General features: G+C 68.5%; 23 protein-coding genes and 1 rRNA gene (1 of these 24 only partly in view). 23 read left to right on the forward strand and 1 reads right to left on the reverse strand.

The annotated features are described in order from the left end of the window. Position 1: 1 nt before the first annotated feature. From argS to ACFYVR_RS11020, 21 genes are all read left to right on the forward strand, one after another. Complete coding sequence (argS, locus tag ACFYVR_RS10920; RefSeq protein WP_387472628.1) at positions 2–1,654, forward strand: arginine--tRNA ligase; 1,653 nt, start codon at positions 2–4, stop codon at positions 1,652–1,654. Continuing rightward, positions 1,651–3,078 carry a diaminopimelate decarboxylase gene (gene lysA, locus ACFYVR_RS10925; protein ID WP_387472630.1) on the forward strand — a complete coding sequence of 476 codons (1,428 nt, stop codon included), beginning with the start codon at positions 1,651–1,653 and terminating at the stop codon, positions 3,076–3,078. Before argS ends, lysA begins: the two co-directional genes overlap by 4 nt. After that, complete coding sequence (locus tag ACFYVR_RS10930) at positions 3,071–4,375, forward strand: homoserine dehydrogenase (RefSeq protein WP_387472632.1); 1,305 nt, start codon at positions 3,071–3,073, stop codon at positions 4,373–4,375. Before lysA ends, ACFYVR_RS10930 begins: the two co-directional genes overlap by 8 nt. Further along, a complete protein-coding gene (gene thrC, locus ACFYVR_RS10935; protein WP_387472634.1) occupies positions 4,368–5,456 on the forward strand; it encodes a threonine synthase in 1,089 nt (362 codons plus the stop codon). Before ACFYVR_RS10930 ends, thrC begins: the two co-directional genes overlap by 8 nt. 29 nt (positions 5,457–5,485) lie before the next feature. Then, positions 5,486–6,418 (forward strand): homoserine kinase, encoded by a 933-nt coding sequence (thrB, locus tag ACFYVR_RS10940; protein WP_387472636.1) that lies wholly within the window; start codon positions 5,486–5,488, stop codon positions 6,416–6,418. 404 nt (positions 6,419–6,822) lie between these two features. Further along, the gene (rho, locus tag ACFYVR_RS10945; protein WP_387472638.1) at positions 6,823–8,814 is read left to right on the forward strand and encodes a transcription termination factor Rho; all 1,992 of its coding nucleotides are present in this window, start codon (positions 6,823–6,825) and stop codon (positions 8,812–8,814) included. A gap of 184 nt (positions 8,815–8,998) precedes the next feature. After that, positions 8,999–9,232 (forward strand): 50S ribosomal protein L31, encoded by a 234-nt coding sequence (gene rpmE / locus ACFYVR_RS10950; RefSeq protein ID WP_387472640.1) that lies wholly within the window; start codon positions 8,999–9,001, stop codon positions 9,230–9,232. 99 nt (positions 9,233–9,331) lie between these two features. Beyond that, a complete protein-coding gene (gene prfA / locus ACFYVR_RS10955) occupies positions 9,332–10,411 on the forward strand; it encodes a peptide chain release factor 1 (RefSeq protein WP_387472642.1) in 1,080 nt (359 codons plus the stop codon). Between the two features lie 26 nt (positions 10,412–10,437). Beyond that, positions 10,438–11,337, forward strand: coding sequence for a peptide chain release factor N(5)-glutamine methyltransferase (gene prmC / locus ACFYVR_RS10960; protein WP_387472644.1), 900 nt, complete (start codon positions 10,438–10,440; stop codon positions 11,335–11,337). Positions 11,338–11,526: 189 nt separating this feature from the next. Beyond that, positions 11,527–12,195: an L-threonylcarbamoyladenylate synthase gene (locus ACFYVR_RS10965; RefSeq protein ID WP_387472646.1), complete on the forward strand. Its 669-nt coding sequence runs from the start codon at positions 11,527–11,529 to the stop codon at positions 12,193–12,195. A gap of 10 nt (positions 12,196–12,205) precedes the next feature. Further along, positions 12,206–13,408 carry a glycosyltransferase family 4 protein gene (locus ACFYVR_RS10970; protein WP_387472648.1) on the forward strand — a complete coding sequence of 401 codons (1,203 nt, stop codon included), beginning with the start codon at positions 12,206–12,208 and terminating at the stop codon, positions 13,406–13,408. Positions 13,409–13,429: 21 nt separating this feature from the next. Then, complete coding sequence (locus ACFYVR_RS10975) at positions 13,430–13,876, forward strand: hypothetical protein (protein ID WP_387472650.1); 447 nt, start codon at positions 13,430–13,432, stop codon at positions 13,874–13,876. 430 nt (positions 13,877–14,306) lie between these two features. Continuing rightward, positions 14,307–15,032 carry a F0F1 ATP synthase subunit A gene (gene atpB, locus ACFYVR_RS10980; protein ID WP_387472712.1) on the forward strand — a complete coding sequence of 242 codons (726 nt, stop codon included), beginning with the start codon at positions 14,307–14,309 and terminating at the stop codon, positions 15,030–15,032. A 94-nt stretch (positions 15,033–15,126) separates the two neighbouring features. Then, positions 15,127–15,375: an ATP synthase F0 subunit C gene (locus ACFYVR_RS10985; RefSeq protein ID WP_027503025.1), complete on the forward strand. Its 249-nt coding sequence runs from the start codon at positions 15,127–15,129 to the stop codon at positions 15,373–15,375. Between the two features lie 7 nt (positions 15,376–15,382). After that, the gene (locus tag ACFYVR_RS10990) at positions 15,383–15,943 is read left to right on the forward strand and encodes a F0F1 ATP synthase subunit B (protein ID WP_387472653.1); all 561 of its coding nucleotides are present in this window, start codon (positions 15,383–15,385) and stop codon (positions 15,941–15,943) included. A 5-nt stretch (positions 15,944–15,948) separates the two neighbouring features. Then, positions 15,949–16,773: a F0F1 ATP synthase subunit delta gene (locus tag ACFYVR_RS10995; RefSeq protein WP_387472655.1), complete on the forward strand. Its 825-nt coding sequence runs from the start codon at positions 15,949–15,951 to the stop codon at positions 16,771–16,773. An 80-nt stretch (positions 16,774–16,853) separates the two neighbouring features. Then, entirely contained in the window at positions 16,854–18,497 is a 1,644-nt protein-coding gene (gene atpA, locus ACFYVR_RS11000; protein WP_387472657.1) for a F0F1 ATP synthase subunit alpha, read from the forward strand. A gap of 47 nt (positions 18,498–18,544) precedes the next feature. After that, a complete protein-coding gene (locus ACFYVR_RS11005) occupies positions 18,545–19,516 on the forward strand; it encodes a F0F1 ATP synthase subunit gamma (RefSeq protein WP_387472659.1) in 972 nt (323 codons plus the stop codon). Positions 19,517–19,522: 6 nt separating this feature from the next. After that, entirely contained in the window at positions 19,523–20,971 is a 1,449-nt protein-coding gene (gene atpD, locus ACFYVR_RS11010) for a F0F1 ATP synthase subunit beta (protein ID WP_387472661.1), read from the forward strand. Positions 20,972–20,977: 6 nt separating this feature from the next. Beyond that, a complete protein-coding gene (locus ACFYVR_RS11015; RefSeq protein WP_387472663.1) occupies positions 20,978–21,346 on the forward strand; it encodes a F0F1 ATP synthase subunit epsilon in 369 nt (122 codons plus the stop codon). A gap of 51 nt (positions 21,347–21,397) precedes the next feature. Then, a complete protein-coding gene (locus ACFYVR_RS11020; protein ID WP_387472665.1) occupies positions 21,398–21,832 on the forward strand; it encodes a DUF2550 domain-containing protein in 435 nt (144 codons plus the stop codon). A gap of 57 nt (positions 21,833–21,889) precedes the next feature. Here ACFYVR_RS11020 and ACFYVR_RS11025 read toward each other — a convergent pair whose 3' ends face one another. After that, positions 21,890–22,465, reverse strand: a complete 576-nt coding sequence (locus ACFYVR_RS11025) for a cob(I)yrinic acid a,c-diamide adenosyltransferase (RefSeq protein ID WP_387472667.1) — start codon at positions 22,463–22,465, stop codon at positions 21,890–21,892. Between the two features lie 59 nt (positions 22,466–22,524). Between ACFYVR_RS11025 and murA the strand changes: the two genes are divergently transcribed. Both murA and ACFYVR_RS11035 read left to right on the forward strand, forming a co-directional pair. Beyond that, positions 22,525–23,787: a UDP-N-acetylglucosamine 1-carboxyvinyltransferase gene (gene murA / locus ACFYVR_RS11030; protein ID WP_387472669.1), complete on the forward strand. Its 1,263-nt coding sequence runs from the start codon at positions 22,525–22,527 to the stop codon at positions 23,785–23,787. Between the two features lie 700 nt (positions 23,788–24,487). Then, a 16S ribosomal RNA gene (locus ACFYVR_RS11035) occupies positions 24,488–24,508 on the forward strand; it runs 1,500 nt beyond the window's last position.

Genomic DNA, 24,508 nt, shown 5'->3' on the forward strand with positions numbered 1-24,508 from the left:
CGTGACTCCCGCCGACCTTGCCGAACTCCTTCGCGTCACCGCCGCGAAGGTCCTCACCGAACACGGACTCGACGCCGACGTGCTCCCCGCGACACTGACCGTCGAGCGTCCGCGCAACCCCGAACACGGGGACTACGCCAGCAACGTCGCGATGCAGGTCGGCAAGAAGGCCGGGGCCAACCCGCGGGATCTGGCGACCTGGCTCGCCGCGGCTCTGACCGCGACCGACGGCATCGAGTCCGCCGACGTCGCCGGGCCGGGATTCCTCAACATCCGGCTCGCCGCGGCCGCGCAGGGCGCCATCGTCGCGAAGGCGATCGCCGCAGGTCAGAGCTACGGAAGCTCGACCGCTCAGGCGGGACGGCGGATCAACCTCGAGTTCGTCTCTGCCAACCCCACCGGGCCGATCCACCTCGGCGGCACCCGCTGGGCGGCCGTCGGGGACGCGCTCGGCCGGATCCTCGCCGCTCAGGGCGCGGACGTCACCCGCGAGTACTACTTCAACGACCACGGCGCCCAGATCGACCGGTTCGCGCGGTCGCTGATCGCGTCGGCCAAGGGCGAGCCGGCCCCCGAGGACGGCTACGCGGGCGCGTACATCGTCGACATCGCCGCCGAGGTGGTGCGCCAGCGACCGGACGCGCTGGAACTGGCCACCGACGAGCAGCAGGAGGTGTTCCGCGCGGTCGGCGTCGCGATGATGTTCGACCACATCAAGAGGACCCTGCACGAGTTCGGCACCGACTTCGACGTCTACTTCCACGAGAACTCGCTGTTCGAGTCCGGCGCCGTCGAGAACGCCGTCGCGACCCTCAAGGGCAGCGGCAACCTCTACGAGGAGGACGGCGCCTGGTGGCTCAAGAGCACCGACTTCGGTGACGACAAGGACCGCGTCGTCATCAAGTCCGACGGCAACGCCGCGTACATCGCCGGCGACATCGCGTACTTCCAGGACAAGCGCTCGCGCGGCTTCGACCTGTGCATCTACATGCTCGGCGCCGACCACCACGGCTACATCGGCCGGCTCAAGGCCGCGGCGGCCGCCTTCGGGGACGACCCGGCGACCGTCGAGGTGTTGATCGGCCAGATGGTCAACCTGGTCCGCGACGGAGTCGCGGTGAAGATGAGCAAGCGGGCGGGCACCGTCATCACCCTCGACGACCTGGTCGAGGCGATCGGTGTCGACGCCGCGCGGTACGCGATGATCCGCTCGTCGGTGGACTCGAGCCTGGACATCGACCTGGAGCTGTGGGCGAGCACCACCAGCGAGAACCCGGTCTACTACGTCCAGTACGCGCACGCGCGGCTCGCGTCGCTGGCCCGCAACGCCGCGGATCTCGGACTCTCCACCGACGACCCGAGGTTCGAACTGCTCACCCACGACCGCGAGGGCGACCTCATCCGGACCATCGGCGACTTCCCGAAGGTCGTGGCCGCGGCCGCCGACCTGCGCGAACCGCACCGCGTGGCCCGCTACCTCGAGGAGTTGGCGGGCACGTACCACCGCTTCTACACCGACTGCCGGGTGCTGCCGCAGGGCGACGAGCCGGCCGGCGACCTGCACACCGCGCGACTGGCGCTGTGCGGCGCCACCCGTCAGGTACTCGCCAACGGCCTGGGGCTGCTCGGCGTCAGCGCACCGGAGCGGATGTGAGCGCGCACCCCGCCGGCCCGCGCCACGCGGAGATCCCGCACGCGCCCGGTCTGCCGCCCCGCCCGACCGACCCGTCGCACATGACGGCGCTGCCCGCTGCGGTGTGGCCGCGCGGCGCGACCCGCGGCGAGGACGGCGTCGTCCGGCTCGCCGGGGTTCCCGTGACCGAGCTGGCGCAGCAGTACGGCACCCCGCTGTTCGTGATCGACGAGGACGACTTCCGTTCCCGCTGCCGCGACATGGCGCGGGCCTTCGGATCGGCGGAGCGCGTGCACTACGCGTCGAAGGCGTTCCTGTGCAGTGAGATCGCGCGGTGGGTCGCCGACGAGGGCCTGTCGATGGACGTCGCCTCGGGTGGCGAACTGGCTGTCGCCCTGCACGGCGGCTTTCCCGCCGAGCGAATCACCATGCACGGCAACAACAAGTCCGTCGCCGAGCTGCGCGCCGCGGTCGCCGCGGGCGTCGGGCACGTGGTGATCGACTCGGTCCAGGAGATCGAGCGCCTCGACGCCGTCGCCGCGGAACTCGGCGTCGTGCAGGAGGTCCTGATCCGGATCACCGTCGGGGTCGAGGCGCACACGCACGAGTTCATCGCCACCGCCCACGAGGACCAGAAGTTCGGCTTCTCGCTGTCCGGCGGCGCCGCACTCGACGCCGTGCGCCGGGTGTTCGAGACCGACAACCTCAAACTCGTCGGCCTGCACAGCCACATCGGATCGCAGATCTTCGACGTCGACGGGTTCGAACTGGCAGCGCACCGGGTGATCGGTCTGCTGCGGCAGATCGTCGACGGCTTCGGGATCGAGAAGACCTCGCAGGTGTCGATCATCGACCTCGGCGGCGGCCTGGGTATCTCGTACCTGGCCAGCGACGACCCGCCGCCGGTGGACGACCTCGCCGCGAAGCTCGCCAACATCGTCGAGACCGAGTCGGCGGCGGCGGGACTGCCGGTGCCGACCCTGATGGTCGAACCCGGTCGTGCCATCGCCGGACCCGGCACGGTGACGCTCTACGAGGTCGGCACCGTCAAGGATGTCCGCCTGGACGGCAACGCAACCCGTCGGTACGTCAGCGTGGACGGCGGAATGAGCGACAACATCCGGACGGCGCTCTACCAGGCCGAGTACGACTGCCGGTTGGTCTCGCGCGACAGCCACGCCGAACCGGTCGTCGCCCGGGTGGTGGGCAAGCACTGCGAGAGCGGCGACATCGTCATCCGCGACACCTGGCTGCCTGAGGACGTCGGTGCCACGGATCTGCTTGCGGTCGCCGCCACCGGCGCATACTGCTATTCGATGTCCAGCCGCTACAACCTGCTCACCCGGCCCGCCGTGGTCGCGGTCCGGGACGGCCAGTCCCGGCTCGTCCTGCGCAGGGAGACCGTGGAAGATCTGCTCAGCTTGGAGGTACAGCAAGATGACTGAACCGAACGCCGTGATCGGTGTGGCGGTACTCGGCCTCGGCAACGTGGGCAGCGAGGTCGTGCGGATCATTCGCGAGCACACGCGCGATCTCGAGGCCCGGATCGGTGCCCCGCTGGTCCTGCGCGGAATCGCGGTCCGGCGCATCGAGGACCGCGGGGTGCCCGCGGAACTGCTGACCACCGACGCGGATTCGCTGGTCACGCGGGACGACGTCGACCTGGTCGTCGAGGTGATCGGCGGTATCGAGGTGCCGCGCAAACTGATCCTGGCCGCGCTGAACGCGGGCAAGTCGGTGGTCACCGCCAACAAGGCCCTGCTCGCCGACTACACGGGTGAGCTGGCGGAGGCGGCCGAGGCCCGCAACGTGGACCTGTACTTCGAGGCCGCGGTCGCCGGTGCGATCCCGGTGATCCGGCCGCTGACCCAGTCGCTCGCGGGCGACCGCGTCAACAAGGTCGCCGGAATCGTCAACGGCACCACCAACTTCATCCTCTCCGCGATGGACGAGACCGGGGCCGACTACGCGGACACCCTCGCCGAGGCGGGCCGCCTGGGCTACGCGGAAGCCGACCCGACCGCGGACGTCGAGGGATTCGACGCCGCGGCGAAGGCCGCGATCCTCGCGTCCATCGCGTTCCACACCCGCGTCACGGCCGCCGACGTCCACCGCGAGGGCATCTCGTCGATCACGTCGGCCGATCTCGAGGCCGCGAGGTCGCTGAACTGCACGGTCAAGCTGCTGTCGATTTGTGAGCGGATCGTCGCGGCGGACGGCACCGAGCGGGTCTCCGCCCGCGTCTACCCGTCCCTCGTGCCGCGCGACCACCCCCTCGCAGCGGTGGGCGGTGCGTTCAACGCCGTCGTGGTCGAGGCGGAAGCCGCGGGCCGGCTGATGTTCTACGGGCAGGGTGCCGGTGGTGCCCCGACCGCGTCCGCCGTGATGGGCGACGTGGTGATGGCCGCTCGCAACAAGGTCAACGGCGGTCGGGGACCGCGGGAGTCCAGCTACGCGGCACTGGCGATCGCGCCGATCGGGGAGATCCCGACCCGCTACTACGTCAACATGCAGGTCGCGGACCGGGCCGGCGTGCTGTCCGCCGTGGCCGCCGAGTTCGCCAAGCACGACGTGTCGATCTCGACGGTCCGCCAGGAGGGCGAGGGCGACGGCGCCCGGCTGATCGTCGTCACGCACCGGGCCACCGATGCGGCGCTCTCCAAAACAGTTGCCTCCCTTGGCAAACTCGACTTCGTCACCGCCGTCACCAGCGTTCTCCGATTGGAAGGTTCCAGTGAATAGCCCTCGCCAGCACACCCCCGTTCACACGCCCTGGCCGGGCCTGATCGAGGCGTACCGGGACCGACTCGCGATCGGCGAGAACTGGAAGACCATCACCCTCCGTGAGGGCGGCACGCCGCTGATCCCCGCCGGTTACCTGTCCGAACTGACCGGCTGTGACGTCCACCTCAAGGTCGAGGGGCTCAACCCGACCGGGTCGTTCAAGGACCGCGGCATGACGATGGCCGTCACGGACGCCCTCGCCCGCGGCCAGAAGGCCGTGCTGTGCGCGTCGACCGGCAACACGTCCGCGTCGGCCGCCGCCTACGCCGCGGTGGCGAAGATGACGTGCGCGGTGCTCGTCCCCGAGGGCAAGATCGCGATGGGCAAGCTCGCCCAGGCGGTCATACACGGCGCCAAGATCATCCAGGTGCAGGGCAACTTCGACGACTGCCTCGAACTGGCGCGCAAGACCACCGCCGAGTTCCCCACCATCGGCCTGGTGAACTCGGTGAACCCGGTCCGCATCGAGGGTCAGAAGACCGCCGCCTTCGAGATCGTCGACGCGCTCGGCAAGGCACCCGACATCCACGCACTGCCGGTCGGCAACGCGGGCAACATCACCGCGTACTGGAAGGGGTACTCCGAGTACCACGCCGACGGCATCTCGACGTCTCGGCCGCGGATGCTCGGTGTCCAGGCTGCGGGCGCCGCTCCGCTGGTCAACGGCGCACCCGTCAAGGATCCCGAGACCATCGCCACCGCGATCCGGATCGGTTCGCCCGCATCGTGGGACGGCGCGGTGAACGCGAAGGAAGAGTCGAACGGCGCATTCCGCGCGGCCACCGACGAGGAGATCCTCGAGGCGTATCGCCTGGTCGCGCGCACCGAGGGCGTGTTCGTCGAGCCCGCATCGGCGGCGTCCGTCGCCGGTCTGCTCGCCGCGCACCGGGAGGGCTGGCTCGATCGCGGCCAGACCGTCGTGTGCACCGTCACCGGCAACGGTCTGAAGGACCCCGACACCGCCCTGCTGGGAATGCCTGCCGTCCAGCCCATTCCGGTCGACCCCGTCGCGGTCGCCAGGTCACTCGAGCTCGTGTAGTGACCGCCTCGCGAATCGACGAGACAGCGATGAGTCAGACGTTGCCGGTGGGCCTGACCGTGACGGCGCGGGTGCCCGCGTCCACGGCCAACCTCGGTCCGGGTTTCGACACTCTCGGCATGGCGCTCGCGCTGTACGACGAGATCACCGTCACCACAACCGAGTCCGGATTGAAGATCCGGGTCGAGGGGGAGGGCGCCGACGACGTCCCGTGGGGTCCGTCGCACCTGGTGGTTCGGGCGATCGAACGGGGCCTCGAGGCCGCGGGCGTCTGGGCGGGCGGCCTGGACGTCGTGTGTCGCAACGTCATTCCACACTCGCGTGGCCTCGGCTCGTCCGCCTCGGCGGCCGTCGGGGGCCTCGCGGCGGCGAACGGCCTGGTCACGCTCATCGACCCGGACCTCGCCCTGACCGACGCCCAGCTCGTGCAGCTGTCGTCCGAGTTCGAGGGCCATCCCGACAACGCCGCCGCGAGCGTGCTCGGCGGTGCGGTCGTCTCGTGGAGCTCGGCGCAGACCGAGCCCGACGCGCCGCCGACCTTCGGGGCCGTCCGACTCGACGTCCACCCGAGCATCCGGATCGTCGCGCTCGTGCCGGAGGACCGGTCAGCGACCGCACACACCCGCGGCCTGCTGCCCGACACCGTTGCGCACGCCGACGCCGCGTTCAACGTCAGCCGGGGTGCGCTCGCCGTGGTGGCGTTGACCACCCGGCCCGATCTGCTGCTGCTCGCCACCGAGGACCGGCTGCACCAGCGGCAGCGGGCGTCCGCTCTTCCGGTGACGACCCGCTGGGTGGCCGCGCTGCGCAACCGGGGGATCGCCGCCGTGGTGTCCGGAGCCGGACCGACCGTCCTGGCGCTCGCCACCGAGCCGTTCCCCGCGGATCTGCGTTCCGCGGCGGAGGCGGAGGGACTGCGGGTCCTCGACCTCGAGGTCGCAGACGGCGTTCGGGTCTCCTGACCACAACCCGCCGGTGTGGTACGGCACACCGGCGGGTTCACCTTGCCCGTAACAGCGTTCACGGCTATCCTGAGGTCGTTCGCCCATCGTGCGTATCAGTCGCCGGTGCTCTTCAGGGCAATCACTCCCGAAATCAGGAGTTCCCCGATCGGATTCCCTACGATCGCGAGACTCGGAAATCACGGACAGCCCCCGAGTTCCGGATTGCGTGTCTTCCGCCCGAAACCCGTGTGTACGAGCAATCGGCATCCACGGTCTCGGCTCGGACAAGGCTCCTGCGTGCGAGACCGGGCGGGCAGCCCGACATCTTCCGAAACATGTCCGGCACATCCGAGTTCACTCATTGAACTGCGGGACGAACCCTCGACTCTGCGCCGCGCGAGCGAGGGAAGGAAAGGACATCCGTGACCGATACGGACCTGATCGCCGCTCCGGTGCTCGACTCTGCGGCGTCCACCGCGCCGAGCTCGACCGGCGGTGCACAGACTTCAGACACGGCTCCGGCCGTAGCCGCCGCGACCAAGCGCGCCGACGCGCGTCGCGGTTCCGGCCTTTCCGGGATGGTGCTCGCCGAACTGCGGACACTCGCCGGTGAGCTCGGTATCAAGGGCACGTCGGGCATGCGCAAGGGCGATCTGATCGCCGCGATCAAGGACCGGCAGGCGGGCGTTCCCGCCGCGAAGCCGGCCAAGAGCGAGGCGCCCGCCAAGCGTGAGCGCGCCAAGGCCGAAGCTCCCGAGACGAACGCCGATGCGCCCGCGGCGCCGGCGAAGACCGACGCGCCCGCGAAGAACATGGAGCCGTCCGGGCAGACCAGCCTTCTCGACGCCGAGGTCCCCGCCGAGGCCGAGGGCGGTCGTCGTGGGCGTCAGCGTCGTGGCCAGGGGCGGATCGCCGGTGCGGCCGCCGACCAGGCGCGGCCCGTGGCCGAGCAGCCCGGCGAGACGGCCGAGCCGGTGGCGGAGCGTCAGGCCAACCGCCAGGACCAGGGCACGCGCCAGGACCAGGGGACGCGCCAGGACGGCGGCGACCAGCGTCCCCGCCGCGAGCGCAACCAGGGCGAGCGCGGTGACCGCAACCAGGGGGAGCGCAACCAGGGCAACGGCCCCCGCGGTGAGAGCCGGGACAACCGGGGCGACGACGACGGCGAGGGCCGGGGTCGTCGCGGGCGCCGCTTCCGGGAGCGGCGTCGCGGCCGCGACCGCGGCGAAGGCGGCGGCGGTGAGGTCGAGATCCGCGAGGACGACGTCCTGCAGCCCGTGGCCGGCATCCTCGACGTGCTCGACAACTACGCGTTCGTGCGGACCTCCGGCTACCTCGCGGGGCCGAACGACGTGTACGTCTCGATGAACCTGATCCGCAAGAACGGCCTGCGCCGCGGTGACGCGATCACCGGTGCGGTCCGCGTCCCGCGCGAGGGGGAGAACGCCGGCAACCAGCGGCAGAAGTTCAACCCGCTGGTGCGCATCGACACCGTCAACGGTGGCGACGTCGAGGCGGCCAGGCGTCGTCCGGAGTTCAACAAGCTCACCCCGCTGTACCCGAACCAGCGGCTGCGGCTCGAGACGGCTCCGAACGTCCTGACCACCCGCGTCATCGACCTCATCATGCCGATCGGCAAGGGGCAGCGCGCCCTGATCGTCTCGCCGCCGAAGGCGGGTAAGACGACGATCATGCAGGACATCGCCAACGCGATCGCGACGAACAACCCCGAGTGCTACCTGATGGTCGTGCTGGTCGACGAGCGACCCGAAGAGGTCACCGACATGCAGCGTTCGGTCAAGGGTGAGGTCATCGCCTCCACCTTCGACCGGCCGCCGTCAGACCACACCTCGGTCGCGGAGCTGGCGATCGAGCGGGCCAAGCGGCTCGTCGAGAACGGCCGCGACGTGGTCGTGCTGCTGGACTCGATCACCCGGCTCGGTCGCGCGTACAACAACTCGTCGCCCGCCTCGGGACGCATCCTCTCCGGTGGTGTCGACTCGACCGCGCTGTACCCGCCCAAGCGGTTCCTCGGCGCGGCCCGCAACATCGAGAACGGCGGCTCGCTCACCATCATCGCCACCGCGATGGTGGAGACCGGCTCCACCGGCGACACCGTGATCTTCGAGGAGTTCAAGGGCACCGGTAACGCGGAGCTCAAGCTCGACCGCAAGATCGCCGAGCGTCGCGTGTTCCCGGCCGTCGACGTCAACCCGTCGGGTACCCGCAAGGACGAGCTGCTGATGAGCCCCGACGAGTTCGCGGTGGTGCACAAGCTGCGCCGCGTGCTGTCGGGTCTGGACTCGCACCAGGCGATCGACCTGCTCATCGACCGGCTCAAGAAGTCCAAGACCAACGTCGAGTTCCTGATGCAGGTCACCAAGACCGCACCCGGAGCGATGAACGACGACTGATCGTCGGTCAGCCGGCCGCCGGGAACAGACTCGGCGGCCGGGCCGTTTAGGAGAACGTAGGCGGCCTCTGGCAGAATGACCGATCGCGCATCAGGCATCTGCCGTGTGCACGTACAACCATGTCCGGTTCCGGTTCACGTCTTCGATCGGCGAAGGCGACCCGGCGACCAACGAAAGGGACACCATGAAGGCAGGAATTCACCCCGAGTACGTGGCGACCACCGTCGTCTGCGGTTGCGGGAACACGTTCGAGACCCGCAGCACCAAGGAGTCCGGACGGATCACCGTCGAGGTCTGCTCGCAGTGCCACCCGTTCTACACCGGCAAGCAGAAGATCCTCGACACCGGCGGTCGCGTCGCGCGCTTCGAGGCTCGCTACGGCAAGCGCGCCGGCAAGAAGGCCGCTGCCGACAGCTAGCGACATCGCCGACGCCCGTCCTGCGTTCCTGCAGGCCGGGCGTCGGCTTTTTTGCATCCCCACCCTTCTTGCACCACACCCCTGAACCTGGAGCGAACCATGGCGGGCACGACCCAGCCGTCGGCCATCGACGACATTCTGGCCGAACACGCCGGCCTCGAACTGCAGCTGGCGGATCCGTCACTGCACAACGATCCGGCCGCGGCGAGGCGGGTCGGCAAGCGGTTCGCCGAACTCGCGCCGATCATGGCGACCCACACCAAGCTGCTCGCGGCCCGCGAGGATCTGGAGGCGGCACGTGAGTTGGCCGCCGACGACGCGAGTTTCGCCGCGGAGGTGCCCGCACTCGAGGCCCGCGTCGCCGAACTCGACGTCGCGCTGACCGACCTGCTCGCCCCGCGCGACCCGCACGACGCCGACGACGTGGTGCTCGAGGTCAAGTCCGGTGAGGGCGGCGAGGAGTCTGCGCTGTTCGCCTCCGACCTGGCCCGGATGTACGTGCGCTACGCGGAGCGGCACGGCTGGCGCGTCGAGGTCCTCGACGCCACGATCTCCGATCTCGGTGGCTACAAGGACGCGACGATCTCGATCAAGTCCAAGGGCGACGTCCGGGACGGCGTCTGGGCCCGGTTCAAGTTCGAGGGCGGCGTGCACCGGGTGCAGCGTGTCCCGGTGACCGAATCGCAGGGCCGTGTGCACACCTCCGCGGCCGGCGTGCTGATCTACCCCGAACCCGACGAGGTCGAGCAGGTGCAGATCGACGAGGGCGACCTGCGCATCGACGTCTACCGGTCGTCCGGCAAGGGTGGTCAGGGCGTCAACACCACCGACTCGGCGGTCCGCATCACCCACCTGCCGACCGGCATCGTGGTGACCTGCCAGAACGAGCGTTCGCAGCTGCAGAACAAGGCACGCGCCATGCAGGTCCTCGCGGCCCGGCTGCAGGCCGCCGCCGAGGAGGCCGCCGACGCCGAGGCGTCCGCAGGCCGGGCGAGCCAGGTTCGCACCGTCGACCGGTCCGAACGCATCCGCACCTACAACTTCCCCGAGAACCGGATCACCGATCATCGCATCGGATTCAAGGCCCACAATCTCGACGCGGTCCTCGACGGCGACCTGGACGCCCTGCTCGACGCGCTCGGCAAGGCCGACCGCGACGCGCGCCTCGCCGCGGAGTAACCGACCGGGCATGGCAGGCTGAGCGCGTGAGTCGACAACCGTTGCGCCTGGCGATCCTCGACGCCACCCGACTCCTCGAGGAAGCGGGAGTCCCGAGTCCCCGGACCGACGCGGAGCTGCTCGCCGCCCACGTCGTGGGCGTCGAACGCACCCGGCTGGGGCTGGTTCCGCTCGTCGACCCGGAGGTCGTCGACACCTACCGGGCCCTCGTGGGTCGTCGTGCGCAGCGAATCCCGTTGCAGCACATCACCGGTGTCGCGTCGATGGGTGCGATCGACCTCGCCGTCGGACCCGGGGTGTTCGTCCCGCGGCCCGAGACCGAGCTCCTGCTGGCCTGGGCACTCGCCGTCCTGGAACACACGCCGACGCGTCCGCCGGTCGTACTCGACCTGTGCACCGGATCCGGCGCGCTCGCCCTGGCGATCGCACACGCCCGCCCGGACGCGGTCGTGCATGCCGTCGAGTTGGAGCCCAAGGCGCTCGCATGGGCCCGCCGCAACGCCGACACGCAGGCCGGACGCGGTGACACGCCGATCACCCTCTACCACGGTGACGTGACGGACCGAACGGTGCTGACGGACCTCGAGGGCGGCGTCGACCTCGTGGTGTCGAACCCGCCGTACATTCCCGAGGGCGCGGTCCTCGACCCGGAGGTGGCCGAACACGACCCCGGCTCCGCGCTGTTCGGCGGACCCGACGGGTTGTCGGTGATCGCGCCGATGATCTCGAACATCGCCCGCTGGCTGCGGATCGGCGGTGCACTCGCCATCGAGCACGACGACAGCAACGGCGGCCAGGTCGCCGCACTGCTGCGGGAGCGGCGGGTGTTCGGCGAGGTCGCCGAGCACCCCGACCTGGCGGGCAAGCCGAGATTCGTGGTGGCGCGCCGGGTCGCAACCGAAACCGAATCCGCTCGGCGGCAGTGACCCGAGTCCGCTCCGCGGTGGTGACCCGAGTCCGCTCCGCGGTGGTGACCCGAGTCCGCTCCGCGGTGGTGACTCGAGTCCGCCCCGCGGTGGTGACTCGAGTCCGCCCCGCGGTGGTGACTGCCGGGTGGAGGGCTTCTCGAGGTGGACCGGAACCGGCCCCCGGTGGCCGGGTGAAAGGATGAACAGGTGAGCATCGTCTACGACTGCGGACAACCCGAAACCCGTGAGGCGGGCCTGCGGGCCGCCGCCAACGCACTCAAGGCAGGCCGCCTCGCGGTCATCCCGACCGACACCCTCTACGGCCTCGCCGCCAACGCCTTCGACGGTGAGGCCGTCGCGAGCCTGCTCCGGGCGAAGGGGCGCGGCCGGGACATGCCGGTGCCGGTCCTCGTCGGATCGTGGAACACGATCGACGGGCTCGTGTTCACCGTCCGCCCGGAAGCCCGCGAACTGATCCGGGCCTTCTGGCCGGGAGGGCTCAGTCTCGTTGTCCAGCAGGCGCCCTCCCTCGCCTGGGACCTCGGCGACACCCGCGGCACGGTGATGCTGAGGATGCCGCTGCACCCGGTGGCCCTCGAACTGCTGCGCGAGGTCGGGCCCCTCGCGGTCTCGAGCGCGAACATCTCCGGGCAGCCCCCCGCGGCGACCGCGGAGGACGCCCGCAACCAGCTCGGCGGTGTTGTCAGCGTGTACCTCGACGGCGGGCCCGCCGAACACGCACTCGCGTCGACGATCGTCGATCTCACCGCCGACGCGCCGCGCATCCTGCGGGAGGGCGCCGTCCCGACCGAGGCGGTCGCCGAGGTGCTCGGCGTGACGATCGAGAGCCTCGTCGGGGGCGGAGCCCGAGGGTGAGCACCGCACTGTGACCGTCGCCGACACCGCACTCCTGCTCGCCGCCGACGCCCAGTCGAACCGTGGCGCGGGCGTGCCCCTGCGGGAACTGCTGCTCGTGCTGTTCACCGCCGCGGTCGTGACGTTCCTCGCCACCGGGGCAGTGCGGTTGTTCGCGCTCAAGTTCGGTGCGGTCGCCGTGCCCCGGGACCGCGACGTCCATGTCACCCCGACACCGCGGCTCGGCGGCCTCGGCATGTACCTCGGCTTCGCCGCAGCTCTGCTGTTCGCGCAGCAGTTGCCGGCGCTGACCAGAGGATTCGAGTTCAACACCAAGGACATTCCCGCCGCGCTGGTGTCGGCGACGGTGATCGTGGCCGTCGGGTTCGTCGACGACCGCTGGGGGCTGGACGCCCTCACCAAATTCGTCGGACAGGTCACCGCGGCCGGCGTGATGGTGGTGATGGGCGTCAGCTGGCTGGTCCTCTACGTCCCGTTCGGCGGCGGAACCACGTGGGTGCTCGACCAGCTCCAGGGCGGCCTGTTCACGGTTCTCGTCGCCGTCGTGATGATCAACGCGATGAACTTCGTGGACGGTCTCGACGGCCTCGCCGCCGGCCTCGGGCTGATCGCGTCGCTGGCGATCCTGGTGTTCTCGGTGGGCCTGCTCCACGAACAGGGTGGCGACGTCAGCGCCTATCCGCCCGCCATGCTCGCCGCCGCGCTCGCCGGCGCCTGCCTCGGCTTCCTGCCCCACAACTTCCAGCCCGCCCGCATCTTCATGGGTGACTCCGGCTCGATGCTGATCGGACTGATGCTGGCCGCGATCTCGACGAGCGCGTCGGGCCGGATCCCGCTGAACGCGTACGGTTCTCGCGACATCGTCGGTCTGCTGTCGCCGCTGCTGCTGGTCGGTGCCGTCATGTTCATCCCGATCCTCGACCTGCTGCTCGCGGTGGTGCGCCGCACCATGGCCGGGCGCAGTCCGTTCGCCCCCGACAAGATGCACCTGCACCACCGGCTGCTGCAGATCGGGCACTCGCACCGCCGGGTCGTGCTCCTGATCTACCTGTGGGTCGGGGTCCTGGCGTTCGGCGCGGTCGGCACGGCACTGTTCGACCGTCGCATCGTGGTGCTCCTGCTCGCCGGCGGACTGGTGTTCGCGCTGGTCGTCACGGCAGTTCCGTCGCTGCGGGTGCAGCAGGTGCGCGGCCGCGAGCCGGGCGAGAACTGAGCGCGGCTAGGCTGGACGACCGTGAGCTTCTCTCCGACACCGCTGCCTGATCCGTCCGCGCCCCTGCGTGCCGCCGTCCGATGGGGCCTGATCGGCCTGGTGGCGCTCGCGGTCGTCGGCTCGGTGGTCGCGGCACTGTTCGCCGGATGGGCCGGGCTGTGGGGAGCGTTGATCGGCGTCGCCGTCGGCGGCGGGTTCATCCTCTGCACGGCGCTCGCCGTGCTGTTCACGGAGAAACTGCCGCCCGCGACGTCCGGGCTGATCCTGCTCGGCAGCTGGCTGCTGAAGATGCTCATCGCCATCGTGGTGCTCGGACTGCTCAAGGGATTGGACTTCTACAGCAAGCCTGCCCTGGTCATCGTCATCGTCCTGTCCCTGGTAATCGTCCTCGGAGCCGAGACCTACGGGCTGCTCCGGGTGAAGGTCCCGTACGTCGATTCGGCGGAACCGAAGTCCGACAGCGAGTAAGTTGCCCGGTTCGAACTCCCCGGATCAGGGGCCCCCGTCTACACAACGTCGTAGATGTGTTGATAAGGTCAGGGCCACGCGGGTGCTGGAATGGCGCGAATCAGACGAATCAGCGTCGCCCGGCAATCGCACAGGTGCTTCCCGTTCGAGCGTTTCGCCCAGTCGAAACCGCACGCGGCGGGTCCGCCGAGTCGACGACAGTCGCCGACACCGACAGACGCGAGGCCGCTGAGAATCCCATCGGGAGAGGGCGGGCCGCAGCGGCTGACGAATACGCGAGCCGACCTGGTCGACTTGTTAGTTCGTCAATGTCCGATCGAACCGCAGGCGATGCCGCCTGCGGCCACGACTACGGGAGAGACCGCTGAGCGTCACCACCTTGGCCGCGGAGTTCCATCCGCCGTCACTCGAAGACTTCTTCCCTCCCGCCGTGCTGTTCGCGGGCACACCGGTCGAACTCGACCGGCTGATGCTCATCCGCGTTCTCATGACGGTCGTCCTGCTCGGATTCTTCGTGTACGCGATGCGCAGCCCGAAGCTGATCCCGCGTGGCGCGCAGAACGTCGCCGAGTACGGACTGGCCTTCGTCAAGAACCAGATCGCCGACGAGGTGCTCGGCAAGGAACAGGGCAAGCGGTTCCTGCCCGTGCTGGTCACGATCTTCTTCACCGTGCTGTTCCTGAACGCGTCCAGCATCATCCCCTTCCTGAACATCTCGTCGAACGCCCGCGTCGGCATGCCGATCGTCCTCGCCGCGCTCGCGTACGTGGTGTTCAACTACGTCGGCATCAAGAAGTACGGCTTCTTCAAGTACGTCAAGAGCAGCATCGTCGTCCCGAACGTTCCGATCGCACTGCACGTCCTGCTGATCCCGATCGAGTTCATCTCGACGTTCATCCTGCGGCCCTTCACGCTGACCGTCCGACTCATGGCCAACATGCTCGCCGGCCACATCATGCTCGTGCTGTTCTTCAGCGCCACCCAGTTCTTCTTCTTCGAGGCTGCGGCGGGGATGAAGGTCTTCGGTGTGTTCTCGCTGGCAGCCGGCTTCGGCTTCACCCTCTTCGAGATGCTGGTGATCTTCCTGCAGGCGTACGTCTTCGCCCTGCTGACCGCTGTGTACATCGACCTGGCGTTGCACGCCGACTCGCACTGATCCTCGGATCACGCCTGCACTGACTGCTTCACACCACACAAACTGACCCTCCGCCGATCCGGCGGCGGGCAACAGAAAGGGAACGGAAAACCTCATGAGCCTCGCGTACCTGGCACAGGAAGCCGTCGAGCAGACCACCACCGGTAAGGGCTACGGCGCCATCGGTTACGGCCTCGCCGCCATCGGCCCCGGCATCGGCGTGGGCATCGTCGTCGGCAAGGCCATCGAGGGCATCGCGCGTCAGCCCGAGCTGGCCGGCCAGATCCGCACCAACATGTTCCTCGGTATCGCGTTCACCGAGGCCCTGGCGCTGATCGGCCTCGTCGCCGGCTTCATTTTCTGATCTCGACATGTCGAACATCGCAGTGATCGCGGCCTCGGAGGGCGAGGACATCAATCCTCTGCTCCCCGAGACCTATGACATCGTCTGGTCGCTGATCTGTGTCGCTGTCATCGGCTTCGTCTTCTGGAAGTACGTGCTTCCGAAGTTCCAGCAGGTCCTGGCCGATCGTTCCGACCAGATCGAAGGCGGCATCAAGCGGGCCGAGGAGGCCCAGGCCGAGGCGAAGGCCGCGCTCGAGCAGTACCGCGCGCAGCTCGCCGAGGCACGGACCGAGGCTGCGGCCATCCGCGAGGATGCCCGCAACCAGGGGCAGCAGATCATCAACGAGATGAAGGTGCAGGCCCAGGAGGAGAGCGACCGTATCGTCGCCGCCGGCAACAGCCAGCTCAACGCTCAGCGTCAGCAGATCGTGGCGGAGCTGCGCAGCGATCTCGGCCGCACCGCGGTCGACCTCGCCGAGAAGGTCATCGGTGAGTCCCTCGCCGACGACGTGAAGCGGGCCGGCACGATCGACCGTTTCCTCAGTGAACTGGACGCCGTCAGCGCTGACTCCGCAAACGGAAAGTGAGCACCATGTACGCAGCAAGCCGTGAGGCGCTGGCTCATACGAGGAGCGCCCTGGAATCAGCGTTGGCCGGGGTTTCGGCCGGCGCGGCGACCGCGGCTGCGGCACAGACCGGCGCGGAGCTGTTCACGGCGGTCGAGGTCCTCGACGGCCAGCGCACCCTCCGCGCCGCGTTGGCCGATCCGTCGGCCCCCGTGGCCGTCCGGCAGGCGCTCGTCGAGCAGGTGTTCTCCGGCAAGGTTTCCGCCGAGACGCAGGCGACGCTGAAGGCGGCGGCCGGTCAGGACTGGTCGACGTCCGGGGACCTGCGCAACTCGCTGGTCCTGCTGGGCCGGGAGTCGCTGCTGCGTGCAGCCGACGACCAGGATCAGCTCGACACCGTCGAGGACGAGCTGTTCCGGCTCGGTCGCATCGTGGCGGGCAACCCGGAGCTCGAGCAGAACCTGTCCGATCGGGCCCGTCCCGCATCGGCCAAGCGCGAGCTGCTGTCCAAGCTGCTGTACGGCAAGGTCACGGCGGTCACCGAGGCACTGGCGACGCAGGCGATCGGCAGGCTGCAGACGGCCCCGGCGGATGCGTTCAACGAGCTGTCCGAACTGGCTGCGGCCCGACGCGAGAAGGCGGTCGCGCACGTGCGCAGCGCCACCCCGCTGTCCGCCGCCCAGAGCGAACGCCTCGCCGCGACGCTGACCAGAACCTACGGGAAGCCGGTCACCGTGCACGTGGAGGTCGACCCCGAGCTCCTCGGTGGACTCGTGGTCCGCGTGGGTGACGAGGTCATCGACGGCAGCGCCGCGGGACGACTCGCGTCGCTGCGCAAGAACCTCAAGTAGCCGGCGTCCACCTGCTGCGCCCCGCAGCACCCACCCTCTTCGAACCAATTTCGAGACCAGATACCGAGAGCAGGAAGAACATGGCGGAGCTGACGATCTCCTCCGACGAGATCCGTAGCGCGATCGAGAACTACACCGCGAGCTACTCCCCGGAGGCCTCCCGTGAGGAGGTCGGCACGGTGTCCGACACCAGTGACGGCATTGCGCACGTCACCGGCCTGCCTTCGGCGATGGCCAACGAACTGCTGGAGTTCCCCGGCGGCGTGCTCGGTGTGGCGCTGAACCTGGACGCCACCGAGATCGGTGCCGTCATCCTGGGTGACTTCCAGGACATCGAGGAGGGTCAGCAGGTCAAGCGGACCGGCGACGTCCTCTCCGTGCCCGTCGGCGACGGCTTCCTCGGCCGCGTCGTCAACCCGCTCGGCCAGCCGATCGACGGTCTGGGCGAGATCGAGTCGACCGAGACGCGCGCCCTCGAGCTGCAGGCCGCGACCGTGCTCGAGCGTCAGCCCGTCGAGGAGCCGCTGCAGACCGGCATCAAGGCCATCGACGCGATGACCCCGATCGGCCGCGGACAGCGTCAGCTCGTCATCGGTGACCGCAAGACCGGCAAGACCGCGGTCTGCATCGACGCCATCCTGAACCAGAAGGCCAACTGGGCCACCGGCGACCCGAAGCAGCAGGTCCGCTGCATCTACGTCGCGATCGGTCAGAAGGGCTCCACCATCGCCGGCGTGAAGCAGGCGCTGGAGGAGAACGGTGCGATGGAGTACACCACCATCGTCGCCGCCCCGGCCTCCGACTCCGCCGGCTTCAAGTGGCTCGCCCCCTACACCGGTTCGGCCATCGGCCAGCACTGGATGTACCAGGGCAAGCACGTCCTCGTCGTGTTCGACGACCTGACCAAGCAGGCCGAGGCCTACCGCGCGATCTCGCTGCTGCTGCGTCGTCCGCCGGGACGTGAGGCTTACCCCGGTGACGTCTTCTACCTGCACTCCCGTCTGCTGGAGCGGTCGGCCAAGTTGTCCGACGCCCTCGGCGGCGGCTCGCTGACGGCGCTGCCGATCATCGAGACCAAGGCCAACGACGTCTCGGCGTACATCCCGACCAACGTCATCTCCATCACCGACGGCCAGGTCTTCCTCGAGTCCGACCTGTTCAACAAGGGCATCCGTCCCGCGATCAACGTCGGTATCTCGGTTTCCCGAGTCGGTGGCGCCGCGCAGACCAAGGGCATGAAGAAGGTGTCCGGCTCGCTGCGTCTCGAGCTGGCCCAGTTCCGTGAGCTCGAGGCGTTCTCCGCCTTCGCCTCCGACCTCGACGACGCCTCGAAGGCTCAGCTCGAGCGCGGCCAGCGTCTGGTCGAGCTGCTCAAGCAGGACCAGTACAGCCCGATCGCAGTCGAGGACCAGATCGTCTCGATCTACCTCGCCGGTGAGGGTGTCTTCGACTCCGTTCCCGTCGGCGACGTCCGCCGGTTCGAGGCCGAGCTGCTCGAGGACCTGCACCGCAACGCGGCAGGCGTCTACGAGCAGATCAAGGGTGGCAAGGCGCTCGACGACAGCTCGATCGAGGCCCTGACGGCTGCGACCGACAAGTTCAAGCAGGGCTTCCTCGCCTCCGACGGCAGCCGTGTCGTCAACGAGGCCGAGGCCGCGCCGCTCGGCGCCGAAGAGGTCAGCCAGGAGCAGGTTTCCGTCACCCGCAAGCACGTCGCCAAGTGAGCGTGACGGCCGTGACGGACACCAATGGGGAAGGAGGGACTGAGTAGATGGCAAGCCTGCGCGAACTGCGCTCCCGCATCAAGTCAGTGAACTCGACCAAGAAGATCACCAAGGCGCAGGAGCTGATCGCCACCTCCCGCATCACCAAGGCGCAGATTCGGGTCGCGGCCTCCAAGCCGTACGCCGAGGAGATCACTAAGGTGCTCTCCGCGCTGGCCAGCGCCTCGGGATCCCTGGACCACCCGCTGCTGAACGAGCGCCCGAACCCGAAGCGTGCAGCCGTCCTGGTGGTCACCAGCGACCGCGGCATGTGCGGCGGTTACAACTCCAACGTCCTCAAGGAGGCCGAGGAGCTGTTCGCCCTGCTGCGCAGCGAGGGCAAGGAGCCGGTGCTCTACGTGCTCGGCACGAAGGGCCTGACGTACTACACCTTCCGCGACCGCGACGTGAAGGGCGCCTGGACCGGCTTCTCCCAGGATCCCGGCTACGCCGACGCGGCTCGCGCCAGCAAGCACCTCGTCGAGCTGTTCATGGCGGGATCCGGCACCACGATCCCGGCGTACAACGGCGAGGGCACGGTCGAGGGCGTCGACGAACTGCACATCGTCTACACGAAGTTCGTGTCGATGCTGACGCAGTCTCCGGAGGTCCGCCGGATGGCGCCGCTGGAGGTCGAGTACAAGGACGAGAACTTCGAGCTCGGCGAGGACATGCTCACCGACTCGAACGGTGCTGAGCCGACGGCCCAGTACGACTTCGAGCCGGAGGCCGGGACGCTGCTGTCCGCTCTCCTCCCGAAGTACATCAACACCCGCATCTACTCGTCGCTGCTCGACGCCGCGGCGTCGGAGTCGGCCGCACGTCGTACCGCCATGAAGGCGGCCACCGACAACGCGAACGAGCTGGTGAACACCCTGAGCCGTGAGGCCAACCAGGTTCGCCAGGCCCAGATCACCCAGGAAATCAGCGAGATCGTCGGTGGCGCGAATGCGCTCGCCTCGAGCGCAGGAAGTGACTAAGAGCACATGACCGCAGCAGTTACCCAAACCAACGCGAACGGCGCGGGCACCACGTCCGGCCGGGTCGTGCGGGTCATCGGTCCCGTTGTGGACGTTGAGTTCCCGCGTGGCGCCGTCCCCGCCCTGTTCAACGCACTGAACACGGAGGTCACCCTCCCGTCGGTGGCCAAGACGCTGACCCTCGAGGTCGCGCAGCACCTGGGCGACAACCTGGTGCGCACCATTTCGATGCAGCCCACCGACGGCCTCGTCCGTGGTGCGGCCGTCCTCGACTCCGGCAAGCCGATCTCGGTTCCCGTCGGTGACGTCGTCAAGGGCCACGTGTTCAACGCCCTCGGCGACTGCCTCGACGCCCCGGGCACCGGTCGCGACGGCGAGCAGTGGGGCATCCACCGCAAGCCCCCGGCCTTCGACCAGCTCGAGGGCAAGACCGAGATCCTCGAGACCGGTATCAAGGTCATCGACCTGCTGACCCCGTACGTCAAGGGCGGCAAGATCGGTCTGTTCGGTGGTGCCGGCGTCGGCAAGACCGTTCTGATCCAGGAGATGATCACCCGTATCGCCCGCGAGTTCTCCGGAACCTCGGTGTTCGCAGGCGTCGGTGAGCGCACCCGTGAGGGCACCGACCTCCACCTCGAGATGGAAGAGATGGGCGTCCTCCAGGACACCGCCCTCGTCTTCGGTCAGATGGACGAGCCGCCGGGAACGCGTATGCGCGTGGCCCTGTCCGCGCTGACCATGGCGGAGTACTTCCGCGATGTCCAGGGCCAGGACGTGCTGCTGTTCATCGACAACATCTTCCGCTTCACCCAGGCCGGTTCCGAGGTCTCGACCCTGCTGGGTCGTATGCCTTCCGCCGTGGGTTACCAGCCGACGCTGGCGGACGAGATGGGTGAGCTCCAGGAGCGCATCACCTCGACCCGTGGCCGTTCGATCACCTCGCTGCAGGCGATCTACGTCCCCGCCGACGACTACACGGACCCGGCGCCCGCGACCACGTTCGCGCACCTCGATGCGACCACCGAGCTCTCGCGTCCGATTTCGCAGATGGGTATCTACCCCGCTGTGGACCCGCTGACGTCGACCTCGCGCATCCTCGAGCCCGGCATCGTCGGTGCCGAGCACTTCCGCGTCGCGAACGAGGTCAAGCGGATCCTGCAGAAGTACAAGGAACTGCAGGACATCATCGCCATCCTCGGTATGGACGAGCTGCAGGAAGAGGACAAGGTCCTCGTCGGCCGCGCCCGTCGTCTGCAGAAGTTCCTCGGCCAGAACTTCATCGTCGCCGAGAAGTTCACCGGTGAGCCCGGTTCCGTCGTGCCGCTGCGCGACACCATCGAGGCGTTCGACCGCGTCTGCAAGGGCGAGTTCGACCACCTGCCCGAGCAGGCGTTCAACAGCTGCGGTGGACTCGACGACGTCGAGGCCGCTGCCGCCAAGATCGCGGGGAAGTAGTCGACGATGGCTGAGATGACCGTTGAGCTCGTCGCCGTCGAGCGGCGGCTGTGGTCGGGGCAGGCGACGCTCGTCAGCGCCCAGACCACCGAGGGTGAGATCGGCATCATGTACGGCCACGAGCCGGTCCTCGGCCAGCTGGTCGAGGCCGGGACCGTTGCCATCACCACCGCCGACGGCGAGCGTCTCGTCGCCGCGGTGCACGGTGGCTTCCTCTCGGTGACCGGCAAGACGGTGACGATCCTGGCGGAGTCCGCGGACTTCTCCGGAGACGTCGACGTCGACGCCGCGAAGGCCGTCCTCGCCGACACCGCCGCGAGCGACGAGGCGATCGCCGTCGCCAAGGGCCAGCTCCGCGCTGTCGAGCGGGCCTGACAGGTACCCACGAGAAGCCGCGACGAGGGCCGACGAGCAGTGACAGCTGGAATGATCGTTCTCTTCATTCTGGTCGCGCTGCTCGCGGTACTCGTCGCGGCTTTCGTGTACCGGTTGGTGGTACTTCGCCGCGGCGGTACCGCCGCGATTCTCCGATCCCTGCCCGCGGGCCACGGGCAGGGATGGCGGCACGGGATCATCCGCTACGGCGAGGAGTCCCTGGTCTACTTCAAGTTGTCGAGTCTGCGTCCGGGACCGGATTCCCGGATCTCGAGGCAGAGCATCGAGCTGGGTGCGCGGCGTTCGCCGGCGGACACCGAGTACGACATCATGACCGACGAGATCGTCATCGTCGAGGTACACGACGGCGAGCGGACGTTCGAGTTCGCGCTCGACCGGGGCGCGATGACGGCGTTCCTCTCGTGGGTCGAATCACGACCGTCCGGGCGATCCCTGCGTGGACGCCCGACCGGGCTCAGCGACTGACAAGCACGAACCCCGACCGAACCGGTCGGGGTTCTCGCATTTCCGGGCCGGTTCCGGTCAGTCCCGGTCTCCGCCCGGCTTCCACAGCACGTCTCCACCGGGGTTGGCGACGCGACCGAGGATGAACAGCAGGTCCGACAGACGGTTCAGGTACTTCGCGGGCAGGGTGCTGGTTCCCTCCGGTTCCGCGTCGACCGCCGCCCACGCGGATCGCTCGGCCCTGCGCACGACGGTCCGTGCGACGTGCAGTTGCGCGGCGAGGGGAGTGCCACCGGGAAGGATGAACGAGTTCAACGGGGCGAGGTGTTCGTTGAACTCGTCGCACCACGTCTCGAGGCGTTCGACGTACTCGGGCGTGATCCGCAGCGGCGGATACTTCGGATTCGGGTCGAGGGGAGTCGACAGGTCGGCGCCCGCGTCGAACAGGTCGTTCTGGACCTGCCGCAGCACGCCGGCCATCCGCTCGTCGGGGTCGCCGACCGCCAGGGCGACCCCGAGCGCGGCGTTCGCCTCGTCGCAGTCGGCGTACGCGATCAGGCGCGGATCGTTCTTCGACACCCGTGAGAAGTCGCTCAGACCGGTCGTCCCGTCGTCGCCGGTTCGGGTGTAGATGCGGGTCAGGTGCACTGCCATGCGGTCACGGTACCGCTCCTGCACTGGCTCCCGCCCCGGCCTGGCTAGGCTGTGCCACTGTGAGTGAACGCTTTCTGGTCACCGGTGGGAACAGACTGTCCGGGGAGGTCTCGGTCGGCGGCGCTAAGAACAGCGTCCTGAAGCTGATGGCTGCCGCGCTGCTGGCGGAGGGAACCAGCACGATCACCAACTGCCCCGACATCCTCGACGTGCCGCTGATGGCGGAGGTGCTGCGGGGGCTCGGTTGCGAGGTCGTCCTCGACGGTGACGCAGTCCGGATCACCACTCCCGCCGAGCCGAAATACCACGCGGACTTTCCCGCGGTCACGCAGTTCCGGGCGTCGGTCTGCGTGCTCGGACCGCTCGTCGCTCGGTGCCGGCGCGCCGTGGTCGCACTGCCAGGTGGTGACGCAATCGGCTCACGACCGCTCGACATGCACCAGACCGGGCTCCAGTTGCTGGGCGCGAGCAGCGAAATCCAACACGGTTGCGTGGTCGCGGAGGCCGACGACCTGCACGGGGCGAGTATCCGACTGGCCTTCCCGTCGGTGGGGGCGACCGAGAACATCCTGATGGCCGCGGTGCTCGCCAAGGGCGAGACCGTGATCGACAACGCCGCCCGGGAACCGGACATCGTCGACCTGTGCAACATGCTGGGACGAATGGGCGCCCGGATCGAAGGCGCGGGCAGCTCCACGCTGACCATCCAGGGCGTCACGGAACTGAAGCCGACGACCCACCGCGTCATCGGGGACCGGATTGTCGCAGCAACGTGGGGCATCGCCGCCGCGATGACGCGCGGAGACGTGCGGGTGCGGGGCGTCAACCCGAAGCACCTGGCACTCGTGCTGGACAAGCTGCGGGCCTCCGGCTCGCAGGTCACCACCGAACCGGACGGTTTCCGGGTGGTTCAGGACTCCCGCCCACGCGCGGTCAACTTCGCGACGCTGCCGTTCCCCGGCTTCCCGACCGACCTGCAGCCGATGGCCATCGGGCTGGCATCGATCGCCGACGGGACGTCGATGATCACCGAGAACGTCTTCGAAGCACGGTTCCGGTTCGTCGAGGAGATGATCCGTCTCGGTGCGGACGCCCGCACGGACGGGCACCACGCCGTGGTGCGGGGAATCCCGAGGCTGTCGAGTGCGCCGGTGTGGTCATCCGACATTCGCGCCGGCGCCGGCCTCGTGTTGGCGGGACTGGTCGCGGAAGGGACGACCGAGGTCCACGACGTCTACCACATCGACCGTGGCTACCCGCGGTTCGTGGAGAACCTGACCGACCTCGGGGGAGACATCCGACGAGTGTCGAACGAGGAGTGACGGTCCCCAGCGAAAGAACAGGACGCCGCCGTCTCGCGTGATGCGAGGGGCGGCGTCCTTCGTCGTTTCGGGGTGGGATTCCGGGGCGGTGATCCGGGACTTCGGGGAGTGCTGTGGGGAGGGTGGTCGGGGTCACATCGGTGTGATTTCGGGGTCCGGGGTGGTGTGGGGGTGGGTGACCTGGGGTTTCGGTGACGGTCGGGTGGTGTGACCAGGCGATTTGCGTTGGCGTTCACGGCCACGTAACTTTTGTCGAGTCAGAGCGACACGGACACCGACTCCGCCCCTGGGGGGTGTGAGAGAACGAGGTTGGACGAAGGCGCCTGGCGGATTCAGAGGTGATCGACGGGTGATACCGTTGTGCCTCGACTGCCTTTCTGGTTGTGAGTGGCCCGGTTTTGACGGGGTGGCTTCGATGGGTTAGGCTGGAACAGTTGCCCCGGAGCGGCCGAGATGATGTTTCTCGGGTGTGATGGTGTGTGCGTGTTCTTTGAGAACTCAACAGTGTGCCGATGAATGTCAGTGCCAAATTTTTTGGTACTCCGCTCCATCGTTTGGATGGGGTGGGTATTTGCTGGTCGTCTCATTCTTCCGTCTGGGATGGTCAGTGTTTGAATGCTAGTTTGAGTTTTTCTGCTAGTGATTTGACTCGATGTCTATGACTGATTGGCCGGCCTTGTGTCGGTGAAATCGAGAGTCTTCAACGGAGAGTTTGATCCTG

The organism is Rhodococcus sp. NPDC003318 (genome assembly GCF_042879035.1).
Taxonomy (GTDB): Bacteria; Actinomycetota; Actinomycetes; order Mycobacteriales; family Mycobacteriaceae; genus Rhodococcus_G.